At 71.3% G+C, this 18,672-nt stretch carries 19 protein-coding genes; 5 read left to right on the top strand and 14 right to left on the bottom strand.

Translation table 11 applies throughout. From position 1 onward, the window contains the following. Nucleotides 1-30: 30 nt before the first annotated feature. Nucleotides 31-393, bottom strand: a complete 363-nt coding sequence (locus tag VIS07_08305) for a DUF1428 domain-containing protein (protein ID HEY8515501.1) — start codon at nucleotides 391-393, stop codon at nucleotides 31-33. Nucleotides 394-535: 142 nt separating this feature from the next. Beyond that, a complete protein-coding gene (locus VIS07_08300; GenBank protein ID HEY8515500.1) occupies nucleotides 536-952 on the bottom strand; it encodes a nitroreductase family deazaflavin-dependent oxidoreductase in 417 nt (138 codons plus the stop codon). A gap of 280 nt (nucleotides 953-1,232) precedes the next feature. Here VIS07_08300 and VIS07_08295 point away from each other — a divergent pair, with 280 nt between their 5' ends. Continuing rightward, nucleotides 1,233-3,632: a hypothetical protein gene (locus tag VIS07_08295; GenBank protein HEY8515499.1), complete on the top strand. Its 2,400-nt coding sequence runs from the start codon at nucleotides 1,233-1,235 to the stop codon at nucleotides 3,630-3,632. A gap of 43 nt (nucleotides 3,633-3,675) precedes the next feature. On the opposite strand, the gene VIS07_08290 is transcribed toward VIS07_08295, so the two are convergent. Both VIS07_08290 and VIS07_08285 read right to left on the bottom strand, forming a co-directional pair. Continuing rightward, nucleotides 3,676-4,239 carry an RES family NAD+ phosphorylase gene (locus VIS07_08290; GenBank protein ID HEY8515498.1) on the bottom strand — a complete coding sequence of 188 codons (564 nt, stop codon included), beginning with the start codon at nucleotides 4,237-4,239 and terminating at the stop codon, nucleotides 3,676-3,678. Next, nucleotides 4,236-4,856 carry a hypothetical protein gene (locus VIS07_08285; GenBank protein ID HEY8515497.1) on the bottom strand — a complete coding sequence of 207 codons (621 nt, stop codon included), beginning with the start codon at nucleotides 4,854-4,856 and terminating at the stop codon, nucleotides 4,236-4,238. The genes VIS07_08290 and VIS07_08285 overlap by 4 nt, the downstream gene beginning before the upstream one ends. A 207-nt stretch (nucleotides 4,857-5,063) precedes the next feature. Here VIS07_08285 and VIS07_08280 point away from each other — a divergent pair, with 207 nt between their 5' ends. Further along, nucleotides 5,064-6,398, top strand: coding sequence for a DUF1254 domain-containing protein (locus VIS07_08280; GenBank protein HEY8515496.1), 1,335 nt, complete (start codon nucleotides 5,064-5,066; stop codon nucleotides 6,396-6,398). A gap of 63 nt (nucleotides 6,399-6,461) precedes the next feature. Here VIS07_08280 and VIS07_08275 read toward each other — a convergent pair whose 3' ends face one another. The 3 genes from VIS07_08275 to VIS07_08265 all read right to left on the bottom strand — a co-directional run bounded on the left by VIS07_08275 (nucleotide 6,462) and on the right by VIS07_08265 (nucleotide 8,329). Continuing rightward, a complete protein-coding gene (locus VIS07_08275) occupies nucleotides 6,462-7,337 on the bottom strand; it encodes a universal stress protein (protein ID HEY8515495.1) in 876 nt (291 codons plus the stop codon). 63 nt (nucleotides 7,338-7,400) lie between these two features. Continuing rightward, nucleotides 7,401-7,721 (bottom strand): quaternary ammonium compound efflux SMR transporter SugE, encoded by a 321-nt coding sequence (gene sugE / locus VIS07_08270; GenBank protein ID HEY8515494.1) that lies wholly within the window; start codon nucleotides 7,719-7,721, stop codon nucleotides 7,401-7,403. Between the two features lie 164 nt (nucleotides 7,722-7,885). Continuing rightward, the gene (locus VIS07_08265) at nucleotides 7,886-8,329 is read right to left on the bottom strand and encodes a VOC family protein (protein ID HEY8515493.1); all 444 of its coding nucleotides are present in this window, start codon (nucleotides 8,327-8,329) and stop codon (nucleotides 7,886-7,888) included. Between the two features lie 232 nt (nucleotides 8,330-8,561). Between VIS07_08265 and VIS07_08260 the strand changes: the two genes are divergently transcribed. Further along, on the top strand, nucleotides 8,562-10,172 hold the full coding sequence (locus VIS07_08260) for a fumarate hydratase (protein HEY8515492.1): 1,611 nt from the start codon (nucleotides 8,562-8,564) through the stop codon (nucleotides 10,170-10,172). Between the two features lie 66 nt (nucleotides 10,173-10,238). On the opposite strand, the gene mnhG is transcribed toward VIS07_08260, so the two are convergent. Genes mnhG through VIS07_08225 form a run of 7 tightly spaced genes read right to left on the bottom strand, consistent with a single transcriptional unit; the run spans nucleotide 10,239 to nucleotide 16,373 of the window. After that, nucleotides 10,239-11,072 carry a monovalent cation/H(+) antiporter subunit G gene (gene mnhG / locus VIS07_08255; GenBank protein HEY8515491.1) on the bottom strand — a complete coding sequence of 278 codons (834 nt, stop codon included), beginning with the start codon at nucleotides 11,070-11,072 and terminating at the stop codon, nucleotides 10,239-10,241. Then, entirely contained in the window at nucleotides 11,065-11,349 is a 285-nt protein-coding gene (locus VIS07_08250; protein HEY8515490.1) for a cation:proton antiporter, read from the bottom strand. The genes mnhG and VIS07_08250 overlap by 8 nt, the downstream gene beginning before the upstream one ends. After that, nucleotides 11,346-11,813, bottom strand: coding sequence for a Na+/H+ antiporter subunit E (locus VIS07_08245; protein ID HEY8515489.1), 468 nt, complete (start codon nucleotides 11,811-11,813; stop codon nucleotides 11,346-11,348). The genes VIS07_08250 and VIS07_08245 overlap by 4 nt, the downstream gene beginning before the upstream one ends. A 3-nt stretch (nucleotides 11,814-11,816) precedes the next feature. Further along, a complete protein-coding gene (locus VIS07_08240) occupies nucleotides 11,817-13,364 on the bottom strand; it encodes a Na+/H+ antiporter subunit D (protein ID HEY8515488.1) in 1,548 nt (515 codons plus the stop codon). Beyond that, the gene (locus VIS07_08235) at nucleotides 13,361-13,705 is read right to left on the bottom strand and encodes a Na+/H+ antiporter subunit C (GenBank protein ID HEY8515487.1); all 345 of its coding nucleotides are present in this window, start codon (nucleotides 13,703-13,705) and stop codon (nucleotides 13,361-13,363) included. Before VIS07_08235 ends, VIS07_08240 begins: the two co-directional genes overlap by 4 nt. Before the next feature lie 11 nt (nucleotides 13,706-13,716). Next, entirely contained in the window at nucleotides 13,717-14,130 is a 414-nt protein-coding gene (locus VIS07_08230) for a Na+/H+ antiporter subunit B (protein HEY8515486.1), read from the bottom strand. Next, nucleotides 14,127-16,373, bottom strand: a complete 2,247-nt coding sequence (locus VIS07_08225) for a putative monovalent cation/H+ antiporter subunit A (protein HEY8515485.1) — start codon at nucleotides 16,371-16,373, stop codon at nucleotides 14,127-14,129. The genes VIS07_08230 and VIS07_08225 overlap by 4 nt, the downstream gene beginning before the upstream one ends. Nucleotides 16,374-16,884: 511 nt before the next feature. Here VIS07_08225 and VIS07_08220 point away from each other — a divergent pair. Both VIS07_08220 and VIS07_08215 read left to right on the top strand, forming a co-directional pair. Continuing rightward, the gene (locus VIS07_08220; protein HEY8515484.1) at nucleotides 16,885-17,721 is read left to right on the top strand and encodes a class I SAM-dependent methyltransferase; all 837 of its coding nucleotides are present in this window, start codon (nucleotides 16,885-16,887) and stop codon (nucleotides 17,719-17,721) included. A gap of 1 nt (nucleotide 17,722) precedes the next feature. Next, nucleotides 17,723-18,661: a fatty acid desaturase gene (locus tag VIS07_08215; GenBank protein ID HEY8515483.1), complete on the top strand. Its 939-nt coding sequence runs from the start codon at nucleotides 17,723-17,725 to the stop codon at nucleotides 18,659-18,661. The last annotated feature ends 11 nt before the right edge of the window (nucleotides 18,662-18,672 follow it).

Genomic DNA, 18,672 nt, shown 5'->3' with positions numbered 1-18,672 from the left:
TGCATCTCGCACCCGGCCCGCGCGTCGTGGTCACAGATCGACCAGCGTCCGGAAGCCGCCGTACACCATCCGCTTCGACTCGAACGGCGTCCCGAGCGCGCCGAGCTTCGCGAGGCGCGGAGCCTTCATGACGCGCGCGTCGACGCGGTCGCGGTGCGCGCGCGAGCGGTAGACGATGAACGAGAAGATCACGGTCTCACCGGGCTTGGTGCGCGCCGCACGCGGGAACGGCGTGAGGAGCTTGCCCTGGTCGAGGTCGTCGCCGACGCACTCGACGTACTGGAGCGCGCCGTGCTCCATCCAGATCTTGCCGGGCTTGCGAGCGATCTTGCGGTAGAGCGCGACGTTCTTCTTCGGAACCGGGATGACGAAGCCGTCGACGTAGCGGGCCATGGGCTGATCCCCCTCCTCCTTCTCCAGCAGCGAGCGACGCGCGCACGCGCGCCGCGAGCAGCGCGCACGACGTCATCGTCCGACGCGCGCGCGGCGCCAGCCGGATGGTCGGCGACGGTGCGAGCCGCGTCGTCCGCGCAGCTCAGCGCGGACGCAGCAGGACGACCGGGATGTCGCGCTTGGTGCCCGCCTGGTACTTGTCGTAGTCCGGCCACTGACGGGTCATGATCGGCCAGACCCGCTTCTTGTCCTCCGGCGTCCCGGTGCGCGCCGTGACCGGGATGACCTGGTCCCACACCTGGATCGTCACCTCGGGGTGCGCGAGCAGGTTCTTGTACCAGCCGGGGTGGTCCGGCGCGCCGCCCTTCGACGCGACGACCACGTAGTCCTCGCCGTCGCGTCCGTAGATCAGCGGGAACTTGCGCGTCTTGCCGGTCTTGCGGTCGATCGTGTGCAGGATCAGGCAGCTCGCGCCGTTCCAGTCGTGGCCGATCTTGCCGCCCGTCGCCTCGTACTGCCGAACGTGCTCGTCACCGAAGAGACTGAAGTCGTGTGCCATCCCACGACGTTGCCACGGGCGCGAAGTCGAAGCGACGGCGTTCGCGTCAGGGAGAGGCACGACGACGACCGCGGACGCGCGCCACCGGCCCTCGCGAAGCGCCGCACCGCGAAGCAACGCGGCGCATCGTCAAGACCAAGTTCTTGCACTGCAACGAAAATCATTCACTGCGCCGCAGCCAGCGTGGAGTTACGCACGAATTTGCGGAAATTCTCCTCGTGACGATCGCCGCAACGGCGGCGCACCATGCAGCAAAATCTTTCGTTGCGAGGAGGCTCGCATGGGTACGACAGTGGCATCGTCGGACATCCGCTCGCAGGGGAAAGCCCGGCTCCTCGCGCCGATCGCGCTCGCCCTCTCCCTCTTGCTCCCCACCGCAGCGCACGGACAGGACTTCTGCCCTCCGGAAGCGAGCCTCGAAACCGCGCAGTGCTGGATCGGCTGGCTGCGCGACGACGTCGCGCAGGTGACGCGTCCCGGGCTGCGGAAGAACCTCGGGATGAAGGTCGACCGCATCGAAGCGAAGCTCGTCGACGCCGACTCGGCGCTCGCGCAAGGCAAGACGGTGCGCGGCAAGAACCTGCGCCGCGCGGCGCTGAACAACGCGAAGCAGCTTCTCCGTCAGCTCCTCGGCAAGGGCGTCGAGCGGCAGATGGATCCGGGGCTGCGCGACTTCTTCGTGTTCGACACCGAGTCCCTGATCGCGACGCTCGAGGGGCTGTTCGCCGAGGTCGAGCAGTGCGGCAAGTGCAACGACCGCAACCGCAGCACGTTCGACGTCTGCGTCAAAGGCGAGTGTCGCTCGATCCCGGACACCTGCCCCTGCTTCACCGGCGCGCAGCTCGGCGCCGCCGGGATCGTGACCTGCTTCCCCACGGAGCCCGGACTCGTCGCGCCGAACGCGGCGTTCTTCGACGCCGCCGAGCCCGTGCAGTGCTCCGCGAACGACGGCACGGTGGCTGTCGCGGTCGCCCAGGTGCGGGCGGAGACGTCGTCGTGCATGTGCATGACGGATTCGGGCGACATCCCCTTCGTGTCGCTGACCGAGGAGCAGAAGGAGAGCTGCCGGGCGCTCGTCGCGGCGAGCTGCGGCGCGCCCGCGCCCGAGCCGGTCGTGCCGCTCCCGACGCCGACACCGGTCACGTGCGTACCGAAGACGTGCGGCGACGTCGGCGCCCAGTGCGGCACCGTTCCCGACGGCTGCGGCGGGCTCATCACCTGCGGCGGCTGCGACGACGGCTCGCCGGCGACCTACGACGTGTGCGTGCAGGGCTCCTGCCAGTCGATCGTCGACGACTGCCCGTGCTGGACCGGTGCGCAGCTCGAGGCGGCGGAGGTCGGCGTCTGCTTCTTCCCGCCGCACGTGACCGGCCCGACGACGGGCACCACCACCGAGCCGGGTGGGCTGTCCTGCTCGCAGGACCCGGTCCAGCTCATCGCCACGACGAACCAATGTGCTTGCCTCGACGTCGACGATGACATCCACGTCCTGACCCCCACCTCGGAGCAGCTCCTGCACTGCGCCGACCTCGTCACCGCGCGCTGCGGAATCCGCGACCTGTGCCCGGACGACCCGTTCAAGGTCGAGCCGCTCGCCTGTGGCTGCAACCAGCCCGATACCGACGCCAACGGGAACGGCGTTGCGGATTGCCGCGAGGTTCCGCCGCCACCGCCCCCTCCTCAGGCCCCGCCCCTCATCGTCGTCGATGCCACGTTCACGACGCTGGACACCGACGGCGACGGCGCGACCGACGACGTCGACGAGTGCCCCACCAACCCCCACAAGACCGCCGCGAGCGCGTGCGGCTGCTCGATCGACGTCGACGACGTCAACGGCGATGGGATGCCCGACTGCATCAAGCTGAACGTCATCGAGGTCCTGACCGCGGACCTCCAGGTCGACAACAACGTCGAGTTCGTCGACCCGAGCGCCTCCATCGTCCGCCACACCATCGACGTCAAGAACAACGGCCCGCACACCGTCGCGGCGGTGGTCGATCTCGAGCTCTCGCCCGTGCTGGAGATCGTGACGAGGCTCGTCGAGAACGGACAACCGGGGGAGGTGGAGGAAGCCCGCTCGTGCTCGCGCGGCACCCTTCTTCCGACGGTCTTCGTGGTGCCGCCCACGGGTCCGGCGAAGATCCTCGTGACCTGCGAGCTCGGCACGATGGAGGCTGGCGCGACGGCGACCCTCACGGTCGACGTCATCGTGCCCCAAGACGGGTTCTTCCTCGCCGCCAACGCCCTCCCCGTGGTGTACCGCCGCGTCCCCGAAGGGGGCGTCTGCGACGGACCGAACGGGGAGTGTGACACGTTCGAGCTCAAGGGGAGCGCCATCGCTCGCGTGCGGTCGATCACCCCCGGCAACGTCGGCGACCCGCTCGGGAACAACATGTCGCCGACCATCATCTGGCCGCCGACCGAGCCGCAGCGCCTCGTGGTCGCGATGGCGGAGGAGTGCGAGGACGACATCGTGTCGGGGTCGATGTTCGAGGTCCTGCTCGACGTCGACGATTGCGAACACGACCTGACCGACATCGCGCGCATCGCGGTCTCCATCGCGAGCTCCGCGGTCGCGCTCGGAGGTGTCCTCGTCGGCACGGGTACCGTCGCCCTCACGTCCGGGAACTTCTTCTACAGGGGCGGAACCTTCTTCCTCCCGCTGCTCCCCGGCGGCTGAACGCGAGGCCGTTCGCTGTCGGGAGCCTCTTCCTCCCGTCGATCTAGCGCTGCGCGCTCTCGGTGCGCCGCGTGCGGGCGCGCGGGAAGTGTCGCACCTTGGGCAGCAGCGTGCGGTGCGGCCTGCCCTCCGCCGCCGCGGACCAGCCGACGAGATCGGGGCGCCGGCCGAACAGCACGATGACCTTGCCGTTGCGCGGGCGGGCGGGCTCGAGCCCGCCCGCGACGCGCCAGCCGCGCGCGTCGCCCTCGCGCAGCGCGGCCGAGGGCGCGACGAGCCCCTTCGCGCCGCTCGCGCGCAGCCGCCGCGCCTCCTCCTGGCAGGCGGCGTAGCTCGTGCGGCCGCCGCACAGGACCTGGGTCGGCAGGCGCGGCTTCGCGAGCGGCTCGTCGGGCAGCTCGACCGCCCACAGCGCGCGGCGGATCGTCGCCAGATCGGCCTCGTCGCGGATCTCCTCGTGGCGCAGCAGCTCGGCCCACGCGCCGTCGGGCGTGTCGGCGAAGTACTGCACGGGGCCCTCGCCTTCCGCGTGCCAGCGTCCCTCCGGCTGCTGCTCGCTCTCCCAGAGGAACGGGAAGCGCGCGTCGACGTGGCGGAAGCCGATCACGTCGCGACCGCCCCGGCGAGCGAGCGCGACAGCCGCGCCACCGCCTTCGCGTCCTCGCCTTCGGGATCGAAGCCCGGCCCGAGCAGCTCGCGCGGCGCGCGTCCGTCGAGCGCCGAACGCGGGCGATCGAACCAGCGCCGGATGCCGAGCTCGTCGTACGTACCGGCGAGGTCGCCGACCACGAGCGCGATGAAGTGCAGGCGCGCGGCGACGTCGTCGGGCGTCGTGCGCTCGCCCGCGAGGTAGCGCCGCGCGCTCGGCAGCGAGACGCCGACCAGCTTCGCGAGCAGCTCGAGCCCCAGCACCTCGCGCAGACGCGGCCACTCGAGGTCCGGCACCGGCGACTCCTCGAGCACCGCGGCGAGCTCGCGCAGGATGCGGCGCAGCTCGCTCGCACGCTTCGTGCGGGCGCTGTCGAGCTCGAGCACGAGCGCCTTGCCGATGCCGCGGTCCGCGATCCGTCGGGTCACGCGGCGCATGGTCTGCTGGTCGAGCCGCTCGATGCGGTCGTCGGCCGGGATCAGGCCCATCGCGTCGGCGCGGGTCAGCGCCGAGAGCGCGCTCGCCGCGACCTCGGGCGTGTCGTACGGATGCTGTACGGATCGGATCTGGATCATCTGGATGATCCGATTTGTATCCGCATTTGCGAGCGTCGGCAAGCCGCCGCGCTCCTGGCGTCCCGCTCGCGCACGAGCCCGGCGCGGGCGACCACCGCACGGCGCTCGCGCACCGCGCGCGGCTCTCGCCATGGCGTCGTCGTCTTGACGATCCGCTCGGCGCTCGACGACAATCGGTGCTTTCTCTTTTCGGAGGGTGCCATCCGCATGTCGTCCCGCATCATCGTCGCGCTCGCCGCTGCAGCCCTGCTCGCGTCCGCGTGCAGCGATCGCGGCAGCGAGCAAACGCCCGAAGAGCTCGCGACCGAAGGCTTCCTCTTCGGCTACCCGCTGGTCGTCACCGAGCGCACGCTGCAGACCTTCGGCGGCCTGATCGGCGTCAACCAGCCGTTCACGCAGCAGGCGCGCAGCGACTCGTCGAGCCGCGTCGTGGTCGCGCCGAACACCGACACGCTGTACGCGATCGCCGTGCTCGACCTGCGGCCTGGGCCGCTGCTGCTCGAGCTGCCCGACATCCCGGACCGCTACCACACCTTCCAGTTCCTCGACGCCTACACCGAGTCGTTCGCCTACCTCGGCACGCGCACGACCGACGGACGGGGCGGCACCTGGCTGCTCACGCCGCCGGGCTGGCAGGGCGACGTGCCGGCGGGAGCGACGCGCATCGACATCCCGACGCCGCAGGCGTTCATGCTCGGCCGTGTGCTGGTCTACGACGACGCCGACGTGCCGAACGTCACGGCGCTCACCTCGCAGGTGAAGCTCACGCCGCTCGATCCTGCGGCGCCGCCTCCGCCGCCGCTCGGCACGCCGCCGGGCCCGCCCGCCGAGACCGGCACGAACGACCTCGGCTTCTGGGACGAGCTGTGCAGCGCGCTCGCGATCAACCCGCCGACCACCGACGCGCAGCGCGCGCTGGTCGAGCGGCTCGCCGCGCTCGGCGTCGGCCCCGGCCGCCGTCCGTCGACCGAGGTCACCGATCCGGCGATCCTCGCCGCGCTGCGCGCCGGCATCGCGCGCGGCTTCGCGCGCATCGAGAGCGCCGCGGCGGGAAACGACACGATCAACGGCTGGAGCATGCGCACCGACCTCGGCGTCTACGGCGACGATCTCGAGCGGCGCGCCACGGTCGCGCGCTACGGCTGGGGCGCGAACGTGCCGGAGGAGGCGATCTACCCGAACGCGTTCGAGGACTCAGCCGGCGCGCCGCTCGACGGCACGCACCGCTACCGCGTGCGCTTCGCGCCGGACGGCCTGCCGCCGGTGCACGCATTTTGGTCCTTGACGCTCTACGACGCGGACCGCTTCCTCTACGACAACCCGCAGCGGCGCTACGCGATCAGCGACCGGTCGCCGGACCTGGTCTACGGCGAGGACGGCTCGCTCGAGATCTACGTGCAGGCGGAGCCGCCGCCGGGGCTCGAGGCCAACTGGCTGCCGCCCCCGCCGGGTCCGTTCTCGCTGATGCTGCGCCTCTACCTGCCGGCGGACGAGGTCACGAGCGGCGCCTGGCAGCCGCCGACGATCGAGCGCCTCGACTGAGAGGTCTCGGCGAACGAGACGTCCCGGCGGAGTGAGCGCGTCGGCGCAGCGTGCGCCGCGCGCTCACGCGCGCGGACGCCGCACCAGCAGCACGTCGACCGGGACCTGCGTCGCCACACGCTCGGCGACGCTGCCGAGGAAGAGCTGCGCGACGCCGCGCCGCCCTTCCGTGCCGAGCACGACCAGGTCGATGTCGCGCGCCTGCGCCAGGTCGAAGAGCAGCGTCGCCGGATCGCCGTACTCGCACAGCGTGGCGATGGAGCGTCCCGACGCGGCGGGCGTCGCGGCGAGAAACGCGCGGCATTCCTCCTGCGCCTTGCGTGCGGCGTCCTCGCGCGCGGACATCTTGTCGTCGAGGAAGCCCTCGTAGATGACGCCGAACCCGTGCAGCAGCGTGATGCCGAGGTCGGGCCACAGCGCGAGCGCCGTCTCGAGCGCACGACGCGAGGCTTCCGAGAAGTCGGTCGCGACCACTGCGTCGCGGTACGGCCCGTGCGGGCGTGACTTGACGACGAGGATCGGCACGCCCGCGGCGCGCAGCAGCGTGTTCACCGTCGCGCCGAGCGACTCGCGGCCGAGCAGCTCGTCGCGGCCGACCCCGGTCAGGACGAGCCCGCAGCCGTTGCGCTCGACCACCTCGACGATGCGCTCCGCCGGGTTGCCGCGCTCGACGACGACGTCGACCTCGAGGTCGCTCGCCTGATCGAGGCGCAGGTCGCGGCGCACGCGCGCGCGCGCCGCCTCCTGCGGGTCCGACACCCGTCGCCACGACGGCAGCGAGGATTCCGCCTCCCGCTCCTCGAGCACGTGCAGCGCGACGAGCTTCGCGCGCCAGGCCGCGGCGAGCTGCACGGCCCGATCGAGCGCGCGGTCGCAGCGGCTGGTCAGATCGGTGGCGACGAGGATCGACTTCGGCGTCATGCCGGCGATGCTACCCACCCCGGGTCCGCGACACGAGCCCCGCCGCGGCCGGCCGCCCTCGGAACGGCGCGCTCATCGCGCTCAGGATGGCGTCGCGAGCTTGAGGCCGACGATCCCGGCGACGATCAGCGCGACGCTCAGCAGGCGGGCGACGCTCGCCGGCTCCCCGAGCAGCACGATGCCGAAGAACACCGTGCCGACGGCGCCGACCCCGACCCAGACGGCATAGGCCGTGCCGACCGGCAGCGTCCGCATCGCGATCCCGAGCAGCCCGAGGCTGATCGCCATCGCGACGACCGTCCACACCGTCGGCCAGAGCCGGGTGAATCCCTCCGTGTACTTGAGCCCGATGGCCCAGCCGACCTCGAAGAGGCCTGCGGTGACGAGAACGAGCCAAGCCATGCGGGACCTTCCGCGATGGGCGAGTGTCGCGCAACCGTGCACGCTTTGCCGCGATTTTGCGCAGTCCGATCACGGCTCCGAATCACGCCATCGCTCCGGCTTATTGGCGGCGTGAAGACGACCGCGCCCGAGCGCGCGTGCCTTCCGCCAGCCCGCAGCGCGCGTCAGCCCTCGGGCGGCTGGAACTGGACGTCGCCCGCGTAGCTCACCATCCACTGCACGCCGAAGCGGTCGACGCACTGGCCGTGCTTCTCCGCCCACTCGGTCCGCTGCAGGGGCATCTCGACCCGGCCGCCCTCGGCGAGCGCCGCGAAGATCCGCTCGGCCTCCCCGGCGCTCTCCGGGTGCAGCGCGATGTAGAAGCTGTTGCCGACCGTGTGCGGGTCGCCTGGCATGGCGACACTCGCCATCAGCATGTTGTTCGGACCGATCGGCAGCGCGACGTGGGCGATGCGGTCGAGCACCTCGCGGCTCGCGCCCGGCGGCCCGCCGCCCATGTCCCGGTAGCGGACCTTCACCGGAAACTCGCCGCCGAACACGGACTTGTAGAACGCGAACGCCTCGTCGGCGTTGCCGTCGAACATCAGATAGGGGTTCGCTGCCGTCACGGTCGATCCTCCTTGCGAGGCGGCCGCTCCTCGGCCGCTACGCCCCGTAGTCGATCGAGGGTGGGTGGAATCGACAGCCGAGGGAAGCGCCCTTGCCGACGACCCGAGCGCGCCCCGACGCGTCGGCCCGGGTCGTGCGCGGCGGCGCTCGCGCGGCCGGGGCTTGCGAGGAGGCCGCTCGTATGGTGCCCCGCGCTGGAGCGCGGCCAGCGCGCACGACGGAGGAGCCGAGATGCCCGAGTTCCGCTTCCAGGAGATGTTCCCGCACGGACCCGACACCACGCCCTACCGCCGCCTCGACGGCGACTGGGTCGGCGTGGACACGTTCCGCGGCGAGCGCATCCTCACCGTCGACCCCACCGGTCTGACCCGGCTCACCGCGGAGGCGATCCGCGACATCAGCCACCTCTTCCGCCCGGGGCACCTGCAGCAGCTGCGCAAGATCCTCGACGACCCCGAGGCGTCGGCGAACGACCGCTTCGTCGCCCTCAACATGCTGCGCAACGCCTGCGTCTCGGCCGGGATGATCCTGCCGTCGTGCCAGGACACCGGCACCGCGACCGTGATCGGCAAGAAGGGCCAGCGCGTGTGGACGTCGGGTAACGACGAGGAGGCGATCTCGCGCGGCGTCTACGAGACCTACACCCAGACCAACCTGCGCTACTCGCAGCTCTCGCCGCTGAACCTCTTCGACGAGGTCAACACCGGCACCAACCTGCCGGCGCAGATCGAGCTCTACGCGACCGACGGTGACGAGTACCACTTCCTGTTCATCACCAAGGGCGGCGGCTCGGCGAACAAATCGCTCCTCTTCCAGGAGACCAAGGCGCTGCTCAACCGCAAGTCGCTGCTCGAGTTCCTCGACCAGAAGATCCGCGCGCTGGGCACCGCGGCGTGCCCGCCCTACCACCTCGCGATCGTGATCGGCGGGACGTCGGCCGAGATGACGCTCAAGACCGTCAAGCTCGCGAGCACCCGCTACCTCGACGACCTGCCGACCCAGGGCGGCAACCTCGGGCACGCGATCCGCGATCCGGAGTTCGAGGAGGAGGTGCTGAAGCTCACGCAGCGCACGGGCATCGGCGCGCAGTTCGGCGGCAAGTACTTCTGCCACGACGTGCGCGTCATCCGCCTGCCGCGCCACGGCGCGAGCTGTCCGATCGGCATCGGCGTGTCGTGCTCGGCCGACCGTCAAGCAAAGGGCAAGATCACGCGCGACGGCATCTTCCTCGAGCAGCTCGAGACCAACCCGGCGCAGTACCTGCCGGACGTCGACCCGGCGAAGCTCTCGGGCGAGGTGGTGAAGATCGACCTCAACCGCCCGATGAGCGAGATCCGCGCCGAGCTCTCGAAGTACCCGATCAAGACCCGGCTCGCGCTCACCGGTCCGATGGTGGTCGCGCGCGACATCGCGCACGCCAAGCTGAAGGAGCGCATCGACCGCGGCGAGGGCCTGCCGCAGTACGTCAAGGACCATCCGATCTACTACGCCGGGCCGGCGAAGACGCCCGAGGGCTACGCGTCGGGCTCGTTCGGTCCGACCACCGCCGGCCGCATGGACTCCTACGTCGAGCTGTTCATGCAGCACGGCGGCAGCTACGTGACGCTCGCCAAGGGCAACCGCTCGCCGATCGTCGCCGAGGCCTGCAAGAAGTACGGCGGCTTCTACCTGGGCTCGATCGGCGGCCCGGCGGCGATCCTCGCGCGCGACAACATCCGCAAGGTCGAGCTGCTCGAGTACCCCGAGCTCGGCATGGAGGCGGTGTGGAAGATCGAGGTCGTCGACTTCCCGGCCTTCATCGTGGTCGACGACAAGGGCAACGACTTCTTCGGGCGGCTGTGAGCCGCGCGCGCGCCTAGGGCTCTCGCGCCCGAGCGTCGACGGGCACGCGGCGCGCCGCGCCCGCGCTCACTCCTTGCCGCGCCGCCGCTCGGCCTCGTAGCGCTCGAGCACGTGCTCGATCATCACCCGCGCGAGCTCGTGCTCGGCGAGGAAGACCTTGCCCTGGATGTCGGCCTCGAGCGCCGTCAGCTGCTCGTCGCGGTGCGTGCGCACCACGACCTCGATCTGCGGATTGACGGTGCGCGCGGTCTCGACCATCTGCCGCACGTCGACCGTGTCGGGCACGGCGATGACCAGCATCCTCGCGCGGTGCACGTGCGCCTGCAGCAGCACCGCCGGATCCGACGCGTCGCCGAACACGGCCGACACGTCGGCCTCGCGCAGGCTCTCGACGATGTCGCGATCGTCCTCGACCACGACGACCGAGATGCCCTGCGCCGCGAGCGCCGTCCCGATGCGGCGCCCGACGCGCCCGTAGCCGACGACCACGACGTGCCCGGCGAGCCGGTTCAGGTCGACCGTCATCGGCAGCACGGCGAACGGATCGTCGGGACGCGCGAGCCGGTGCGTGCGACGGTCGTAGTGGCCGCGCAGCTCGTCGATGATCGTCCCCTGCCACAGCGGCACGCCGACGAAGTACGACGCGCGGGCGATGACGTGCGCCGCGACCGGCGCCGTCAAGCATACGAAGATGATCGCCGCGAGCGCGCGCGACGCGATGCCGAGCTCGCCGAAGTGCAGCGCCACCGCGAGCAGGATGCAGCCGATGCCGAGCGTCGACGCTTTCGTCGCCGCCTGCATGCGCATGAAGAGGTCGGGCATGCGCAGCACGCCGATGCCCGCGAGCAGCGCGAACGACGCTCCGGTGAGGAGCAGCGCGGAGCCGATCGCCTCAGTCACCGCGCCCTCGCATCTCGACGTAGCGGGCGAACGCCACGGTGCCGAGGAACGCGATCAGCGCCAGCACGATCGCGACGTCGAGGAAGATCGCCTGATCGGTGCCGAACGCATAGATCGCGGTCGCGGCGGCGACCAGGATCGAGATCAGGTCGAGCGCCACGACGCGGTCCGGCAGGCTGGGTCCGAGGATCAGCCGCACGACCGCGAGCACCAGCCCCACGACCGTCATCGACAGCGCGACCTGCGCCGCGAGCGAGTCGAAGACCGGCGGCGTCATCGCAGCACCTCGAGCACCCGGCGCTCGACGGTACGCTTCACCGTGCGGCGGTAGTCCTCGACGTCGTCGATGTACATCGCGTGCAGGTAGAGGAAGCGGCGGTCGGTCGACACGTCGAGGCTGACGCTGCCGGGCGTGAGCGTCAGCAGGTTCGCGAGCATGGTGATCTCGGCGTCGGTCTTCGCGTCGAGCGGAATCGCGAGCACGCCGGGCCGGATGCGCGGCTTCGGGGTCAGCACGTCGTAGGCCACGCGCAGGTTCGAGAGGATCAGCTCGCGGATGTAGACGATCGCGAACGCGATCGCGCGGTGGATCCGCCGGAAGTAGTTCGTCGGGCCCATGATCGGCTGCGCGACGAACAGCGCGAGGTAGCCGAGGACCATCCCGACCAGCACGTTGCTCAAGGAGAAGCGGCCGGTGACGGCCGCCCACGCGAGCGCAAGCAGAAGATTCCAAAGAAACACGGCTCACGACCCCCTTTGCATCACGACCCGGATGTACTCGCCCGGATCCATCAGCTGCTCCGCGGCGCGCGCAGCGAGCACGTAGATCGGCTCGACCGCGAAGCCGATCGAGACCGTCACCAGCGCGAGCAGCACGATCGGCGCGAGCAGCAGGCGCGACGCCGGCCCGCCGGGCGCTGGCGCGTCGGGCGTCGGCGCGTCCGTCACGGCCGACGGTGACGCGTCCTCTGCCGCGTCCGTCGGCTCGGGCAGCGGCTTCCAGAACGCCTCCGCCCAGATCTTGGTCATCGACAGCAGCGTCAAGAGCCCGACCACGAGCGCCGTCGCGACGAGCACGTAGCGCTCCGCCTCGAGGCCCGCCTGCACGAGCGTCAGCTTGGCGAAGAAGCCCGACAGCGGCGGCAGCCCGGCGAGCGACAGCGCGGGCACGAGAAACGCGAGCGACAGCCCGGGGCTCTCCGCGTACAGCCCGCCGAGCCTCTTCAGCTCGTACGTGCCGCGACGGAAGTGGACGACGCCGCTCACCAGGAAGAGGTTCGTCTTCACCACGATGTGGTGGACGATGTAGAAGATCGACCCCGCGAGCCCCGCGGTCGTGAACAGACCGAGGCCGAGGATCATGTAGCCGATCTGGCTCACGATGTGGAAGGAGAGCACGCGGCGGAACTCGTTCTGCGCGACCGCGCCGAGCACCCCGGTCACCATCGTCAAACCAGAAAGAGCCAGAATGATCCCGTGCGTGTAGGCCGTGTCCTGCACGAAGACGAGCGTGAAGACGCGGATCAAGGCGTACACGCCGACCTTGGTCAAAAGCCCCGCGAAGATCGCCGACACCGCGACCGGCGGCGTGTGGTACGACGCCGGCAGCCAGAAGAAGAGCGGGAAGACCGCCGCCTTGATCCCGAAGGCGACCAGGAACAGCAGCGCGATCGTCGTCAGCAGCGGCGACTGCGGCGCGAGCCGCACGCGCTCCGCGAGATCCGCCATGTTCAGCGTGCCGACGACGCCGTAGAGCATGCCGACGGCGGCGAGAAAGAGCGCCGACGCGACCAGGTTGATCGTCACGTACTTGATGGCGCCCTCCATCTGCGCGCGCTCTCCGCCGAGAGCCATGAGCACGAAGGACGCCATCAGCATGACCTCGAACCAGACGTAGAGGTTGAACAGGTCGCCGGTGAGGAACGCGCCGCAGACGCCCATCAGCAGGACGTGCAGCAGCGGGTAGTAGCCGAAGCGCTCGCGCCCCGGGTCCATCGCGGCGAGCGAGTACACGGCGACCGCGAACCCCATGAGGCCGGCGAGCACGACCATGATCGCGCTGAACAGGTCGGCGACCAGCGTGATGCCGTACGGCGCCGGCCAGCCGCCCATCTGCGCGGCCTGGATGCCGTCGCGCCACACCGAGCGCAGCAGGAGCAGGCTCGCGAGCAGCAGCAGCCCCGTCGCCACGACCGCGAGCACGCGCTGCGGCCGACGCCACCTCCAGAGCAGCATCGACACCGCCGCCGCCGCGAGCGGGATCAGCACCGGCGCGATCAAGAGGAAATTCACGTGTCGGTCGCCTTCATCTCGTCGAGATCGTCGGTGCCGACGGTCTCGATCACGCGGTGGATGAGCACGACGGCGAACGCCTGCACGGCGAAGCCGATCACGATCGCGGTGAGGATCAGCGCCTGCGGCAGGGGATCCGCGACCGGCGCGAACACGTCGCCCGTCTCACCGACGATCGGCGGCCGCGCCCGGGTCAGCCCGGCGATCGTGAAGATCAGGAGGTTCGCCGCGTGTCCGAGCAGCCCGATGCCGATCACCAGCTTCACGGCGCTGCGGCGCAGCATCATGAAGAGCCCGGCCGAGTAGAGCGAGCCGATGACGAACGCGAGGACGGCTTCCATGCTCGGCTCCGCTACTCCTCCGCGAGCGTCAGGATCATCGTCAGCGTCACGCCGAGGACGACCAGGTAGACGCCGATGTCGAACAGCAGCGGCGTGCCGAGGAGCAGCGTCCCGACGCCCGGGATGTCGATCACCTCCCAGACGCCGGTGAGAAACGGCTCGCCGACGAGCAGCGGAACGACGCCGCTGCCGAGCGCGAGCAGCAGCCCGACCGGCACCAGCGTGCGCGGATCGACGCGCAGCGTGCGCCGCGTCGCCTCGACGCCGAAGCCGAACGCGTTCAAGGCGAACGCCGCGGCCGCGATCAGCCCGCCGATGAAGCCGCCGCCCGGCGCGTCGTGACCGCGGATCAGGATGAACACCGAGAACATCAGCAGCAGCGGCAGCAGGTAGCGCGCCGCAGCGGAGAGGATCAGCGAGGTCATCGCTTCTGCTCACCTCGCGGCCGCAGCTTCAGCAGCGCGTACACGCCGGCGCCCGCGACCGACAGCACGGTGATCTCGCCGAGCGTGTCGAAGGCGCGGAAGTCGACGAGCAGCGTGTTCACCACGTTGCGCCCGTGCGCGAGGTCCACGCTGTGCTCGACGAAGTAGCTCGAGATCTTGGGCGCGAGCTGGATCGCCGAGCCGACGAACACGATCACCGTGACCAGCACGCCGAACGCCGAGGCGACGACCGCGTCGCGCAGCAGCGCCGACCAGCTCGACAGCACCGCGAAGCGGCGCAGGTGGTAGAAGACCAGGACGAGCAGGATGACGGTCAGGGTCTCGACCATGAACTGCGTCATCGCGAGGTCGGGCGCGCCGAACAGGACGAAGATCAGGCCGACGCCGTAGCCGACGACGCCGAGCGCGGCGACGGCGGCGAGACGCGAGCGCGCCGTGATCGCGGCGACCGCGCCCGTCGGGATCAGTGCGGCAACGACCCACTCGTGAAAGGCGAGGTCGAACTTGGGGACCACGTCGGCGACGTCGCCGTCGAGCAGCAGGGCGCCGCCGGCGAGCAGCACGGTCGTCGCGACGATCACCATCAGGTAAGCGCGCAGGTAGCCGTTCTGCAGGAGCCGCGTCTGGAGCTCGGCGAGGCGCATCACGCCGGCGAAGATCCGCCCGTACCAGCGCTGCGGCCCCCACGCGGCGTCGATCCGCAGCCGCGTCGTCGCGCTGCGCACCCGGTCCCGCAGCGCGTAGAGCACGACGCCGCAGACGACCGACGCCGCGCTCAGCGCGAGCGCGAGATGCAGGCCGGGCCAGGAAGAGAGCCTCCCTGCGATCGGCTGTCGCACCACGGCGTGCGCCGCCGGCCGCACGAGCGCCTCGTCGACCAGCGCCGGCCACACGCCGAAGAGCACGCCGAGCGCCGCGAGCACGAGCGGCCCGAGCCACAGCGTCGGCGACGCCTCGTGCGCCTCGGCTGCTTCATCCGCGGGCGCGCGGCCGAAGAACGGCTGCAGCGCGACGATCCCCGCCGCAGCGACGAAGATCGTGCTCGCGAGCACGAGCGCCGCGCTGCGCAGCGTCGCGGCGCCGGGTCCGCCGAGCGAGACGTCGAGCAGCGCTTCCTTGCCGACGAAGCCGAGCGTCGGCGGCAGCGCCGCGAGCGAGGCTCCGGCGAGCAGCGCGATCGCGGTCGTGAGCGGCATCGCCGTGCGCAGCGCCCCGAGCCGCTCGACGTCGCGCGTCCCCGCCTCGTGATCGACGATGCCGACGACGAGGAAGAGCGCGCCCTTGTAGAGCGCGTGCGCGAGCAGGAAGACCAGCGCCGCGAGCAGCGCCGCGGGCGTCCCGAGGCCGACGAACAGGACGAGGATGCCGAGCGCGCTCACCGTGAGCTGCGCGAGCACGAGCTTCAGGTCGGTCTCGCGGAGCGACAGGACCGCACCCACCACCATGGTGACCGCTCCAACCGTGGTCAGGCTGACAAACCAAAGATCCGTGCCGCCGAGAATCGGCGTCAGGCGCGCCAGCAGGTAGACGCCGGCCTTCACCATGGTCGCCGAATGCAGGTAGGCGCTGACGGGAGTCGGCGCCGCCATGGCGCCCGGGAGCCAGAAGTGGAACGGCACCTGCGCCGACTTGGTGAAGGCGCCCGCGAGCACCAGCAGGACGATCGGCACGTAGAGCGCGTGCGCGCGCACCGCGTCGCCGTCCTGCAGCAGCGCGGAGAGCTCGAAGCTGCCGCCGACCTGACGGAGGAGCAGGAAGGCCGCGAGCAGCGCGAGCCCGCCCGCGCTCGTCACCAGCAGCGCCTGCAGCGCCGACGCGCGCGCCGACTCCCGATCGTGCTCGAAGCCGATCAGGAAGTACGAGCTGATGCTCGTCAGCTCCCAGCAGACGAACAGCGTGATCAGGTCGTCGGCGAGGACGAGCCCGAGCATCGAGGCCGCGAACAGCGCCAGTAGCGCGTGGAAGCGGAGCAGGTAGGGATGCCCGTCGAGGTAGCCGTTCGCGTACACGACGACGAGCGCGCCGACGCCGGTGATGAGCAGCGCGAACGGCAGGCTCAGCCCGTCGAGCGCGAACGACAGCGCGATCCCGAGCGTCGGCGCCCACGCGTACGAGCGGACGAGCGCACGCCCGTCCGCGACGTCGCCGACGAAGCCGAGCAGGTAGAGAAACGACGCGGCGAGGACGGCGGCGAGCAGCCACCCCGCCGCGCGCCCGCTCACGGCGCGAGCCCCGAGCCGCGCGACCGGCGACGACGGCGGCTCGAGGGCGGGCGGCGCGTGACGCGCGCGAGGACGACCAAGCACGACGAGACCAGCAGGCTCACCACACGCTCCAGGGGCCGTCTCCGTCCGACGTGCGTCTTCCGTGAGACGGGAAAAGTGACGCCCGGCGAGGACGCCGCAACCAACCTACCGGGTTGGCTCGGCGGTTCAACCGCCGACGCCCTCGCTCGGCGCGTGCGGCGTCGTCGCGCGCACGAGACGAGCGCGCGCCGCGGTGGCTTCGCCACCCCGGGCCGTCGCTGCGAGCGAGCCAGAGCGAGAGTGCGGCGCGCACGCGCGTGCTCGAGCGCGATCACGCACGAGCGCAAGCCCGGCTGGCGCACGACGGCTCCGAACGGCATCTTCCACGCCGATGGACCACGCGAGCTCGCAAGCGGCGCCCGCGCTCGAGGCAGCGCCCTGCCCCGCGTGCGGCGCAGCACCCGCGGGTGCGCTGCAGAGCGTCGCGGTGCCCGATCACGAGTACGGGCTCGCGCACCGCGCGACCTACGTCCGCTGCAGCGCGTGCGGCTCCGAGTACCAGCAGCCGATGCCGGGCCCGGACGAGCTCGCGAGCTTCTATCCGCCCAACTACCACAGCATGACCGGCGGCGGGCTGCTGCTGCGCATGCGTCACGACGTGCGCGCGCGACGCCTCGCGCGCCTGCTCACCGGCGACGGCGCGGTGCTCGACTACGGCTGCGGCGACGGCGGCTTCCTCGTGCACGCGGCGCGCAAGCTGCCCGGACGGCGCTGGTACGGCTACGAGATCGCGTCGCGGCCCGAGCGCATCGAGCTCGCGGCCGGCGCGGTCACCCTCGTGCGCGGCGACCTCGACGACCTGCTCGCGGTGCTACCGGAGTGCCGGCTGATCACGATGAACCACGTGATCGAGCACCTGCCGCAGCCGCTCGCGACCCTGACGCGGCTCTGCGAGCGCCTGCTCCCCGGCGGCGTCTTCGAGGGTCAGACGCCCGCCGCGGGCTCGCTCGAGCACCGGCTGTTCAAGACGCGCTGGAGCGGCTACCACGCGCCGCGCCACACGATCGTCTTCTCGCCCGACGGTCTGCGCCGCCTGCTCGAGCGCGCCGGGCTGCGCGACGTCGCCATCGAGGGAACCTTCAATCCAGCGGGCCTCGCGCTGAGCCTCGCGTCGGTGCGTCACGGCGACGCGCCGGGCGTGCTCGTGCGTCAGGGCTTCGGCTGGCTCGCGTGGCTCGGCGTGGCGGCGGCGCTGTCGCCGATCGACCTGCTGTCGGGCGCGCCGGCGGTGGTCGACTTCGCGGCGCGCAAGCCGGAGGCGTGAGGTGCAGCCCGCGCTGCGCAAGCACCTCGCGAAGCGCTCCGACGCCGTGTCGCTCGCGGTGGTGCTCGCCCACCTCGCGTTCGTCGCGACACCGCTCTACCTCGCCGCGATCGTCGGCCCGAGCTGGCTGCTCGTGCCGCTGTGGATCTGGTTCGGCGTCGGCATGCACGGGCTGCTGAACCTGATGCACGAGACCGCGCACAACCACGTCTTCCGCCGTCGCTGGGCGTGCGAGCTGCTCGGCGGCTGGCTGCTCGGGCCGCTGACGCTCGCCGACTTCGAGGTCTACCGGCAGCGGCACTGGCGTCACCACCGTCACCTCGGCGTCGAGGGCGACACCAAGGACGCGTACCTGATCGACGTCCGCGGCGCGGGGATGCTGCGCTTCCTCGGACGTTGCTTGACGCTGCGCGAGGCGGCGGCGAAGTTCCGCTCGACGCGCGGGACCGGCGATCAGGACGCAGCGCGCTCGCCGGCCGCCTGGCTGCCGCGCGTCGTCGTGGTGCAGGTCGCGCTCGCCGCGTCGCTGCTGCTCACCGCGCTCGTCGCGCGCGACGGCGAGCTTGGCGCGAGCGTGATCGCGGCGGCGTGCGCCTGGGCGATTTACGCCTACGGCATCGCGTCGCTCACGCTGTTCGTCGCCTCCCTGCGCACGATCGCCGAGCACCAGATCGGCGACGACGGCGCGACGGTCGTCGGGCGCGCGGCGCTGCGCAACTTCGCCTGCGGTCCGCTCGGGCGTCTCGTCTTCGGCTGCTACGGCTTCGCCGAGCACGCGACGCACCACCTCGAGCCGGCGATCCCGTCGTACCGCCTGCGCGCGGCGACCGAGGAGCTGATCGCGGAGGGTGACCGGTCGCTGGCGCCGCGCGCCGGGTACGTCGCGACGCTCGCGGCGCTGGCCGCGCGCACGCCGGAGCGTCGCGCGGCGCTCGGGTAGCGCCCGCGCGT

The organism is Candidatus Binatia bacterium (genome assembly GCA_036563615.1).
GTDB lineage: Bacteria > Desulfobacterota > Binatia > UBA12015 > UBA12015 > DATCMB01.
Note: the sequence above shows the minus strand (reverse complement) of the source record. Positions and strands in the feature narration are given on the sequence as shown.

Bases quoted from the DNA above. Each gene is read 5' to 3' on its own strand.
- VIS07_08305 (HEY8515501.1), bottom strand. From the start codon at position 393: ATGGCCCGCTACGTCGACGGCTTCGTCATCCCGGTTCCGAAGAAGAAC.
- VIS07_08300 (HEY8515500.1), bottom strand. From the start codon at position 952: ATGGCACACGACTTCAGTCTCTTCGGTGACGAGCACGTTCGGCAGTAC.
- VIS07_08295 (HEY8515499.1), top strand. From the start codon at position 1,233: ATGGGTACGACAGTGGCATCGTCGGACATCCGCTCGCAGGGGAAAGCC.
- VIS07_08285 (HEY8515497.1), bottom strand. From the start codon at position 4,856: ATGATCCAGATCCGATCCGTACAGCATCCGTACGACACGCCCGAGGTC.
- VIS07_08280 (HEY8515496.1), top strand. From the start codon at position 5,064: ATGTCGTCCCGCATCATCGTCGCGCTCGCCGCTGCAGCCCTGCTCGCG.
- sugE (HEY8515494.1), bottom strand. From the start codon at position 7,721: ATGGCTTGGCTCGTTCTCGTCACCGCAGGCCTCTTCGAGGTCGGCTGG.
- VIS07_08260 (HEY8515492.1), top strand. From the start codon at position 8,562: ATGCCCGAGTTCCGCTTCCAGGAGATGTTCCCGCACGGACCCGACACC.
- VIS07_08250 (HEY8515490.1), bottom strand. From the start codon at position 11,349: ATGACGCCGCCGGTCTTCGACTCGCTCGCGGCGCAGGTCGCGCTGTCG.
- VIS07_08235 (HEY8515487.1), bottom strand. From the start codon at position 13,705: ATGGAAGCCGTCCTCGCGTTCGTCATCGGCTCGCTCTACTCGGCCGGG.
- VIS07_08230 (HEY8515486.1), bottom strand. From the start codon at position 14,130: ATGACCTCGCTGATCCTCTCCGCTGCGGCGCGCTACCTGCTGCCGCTG.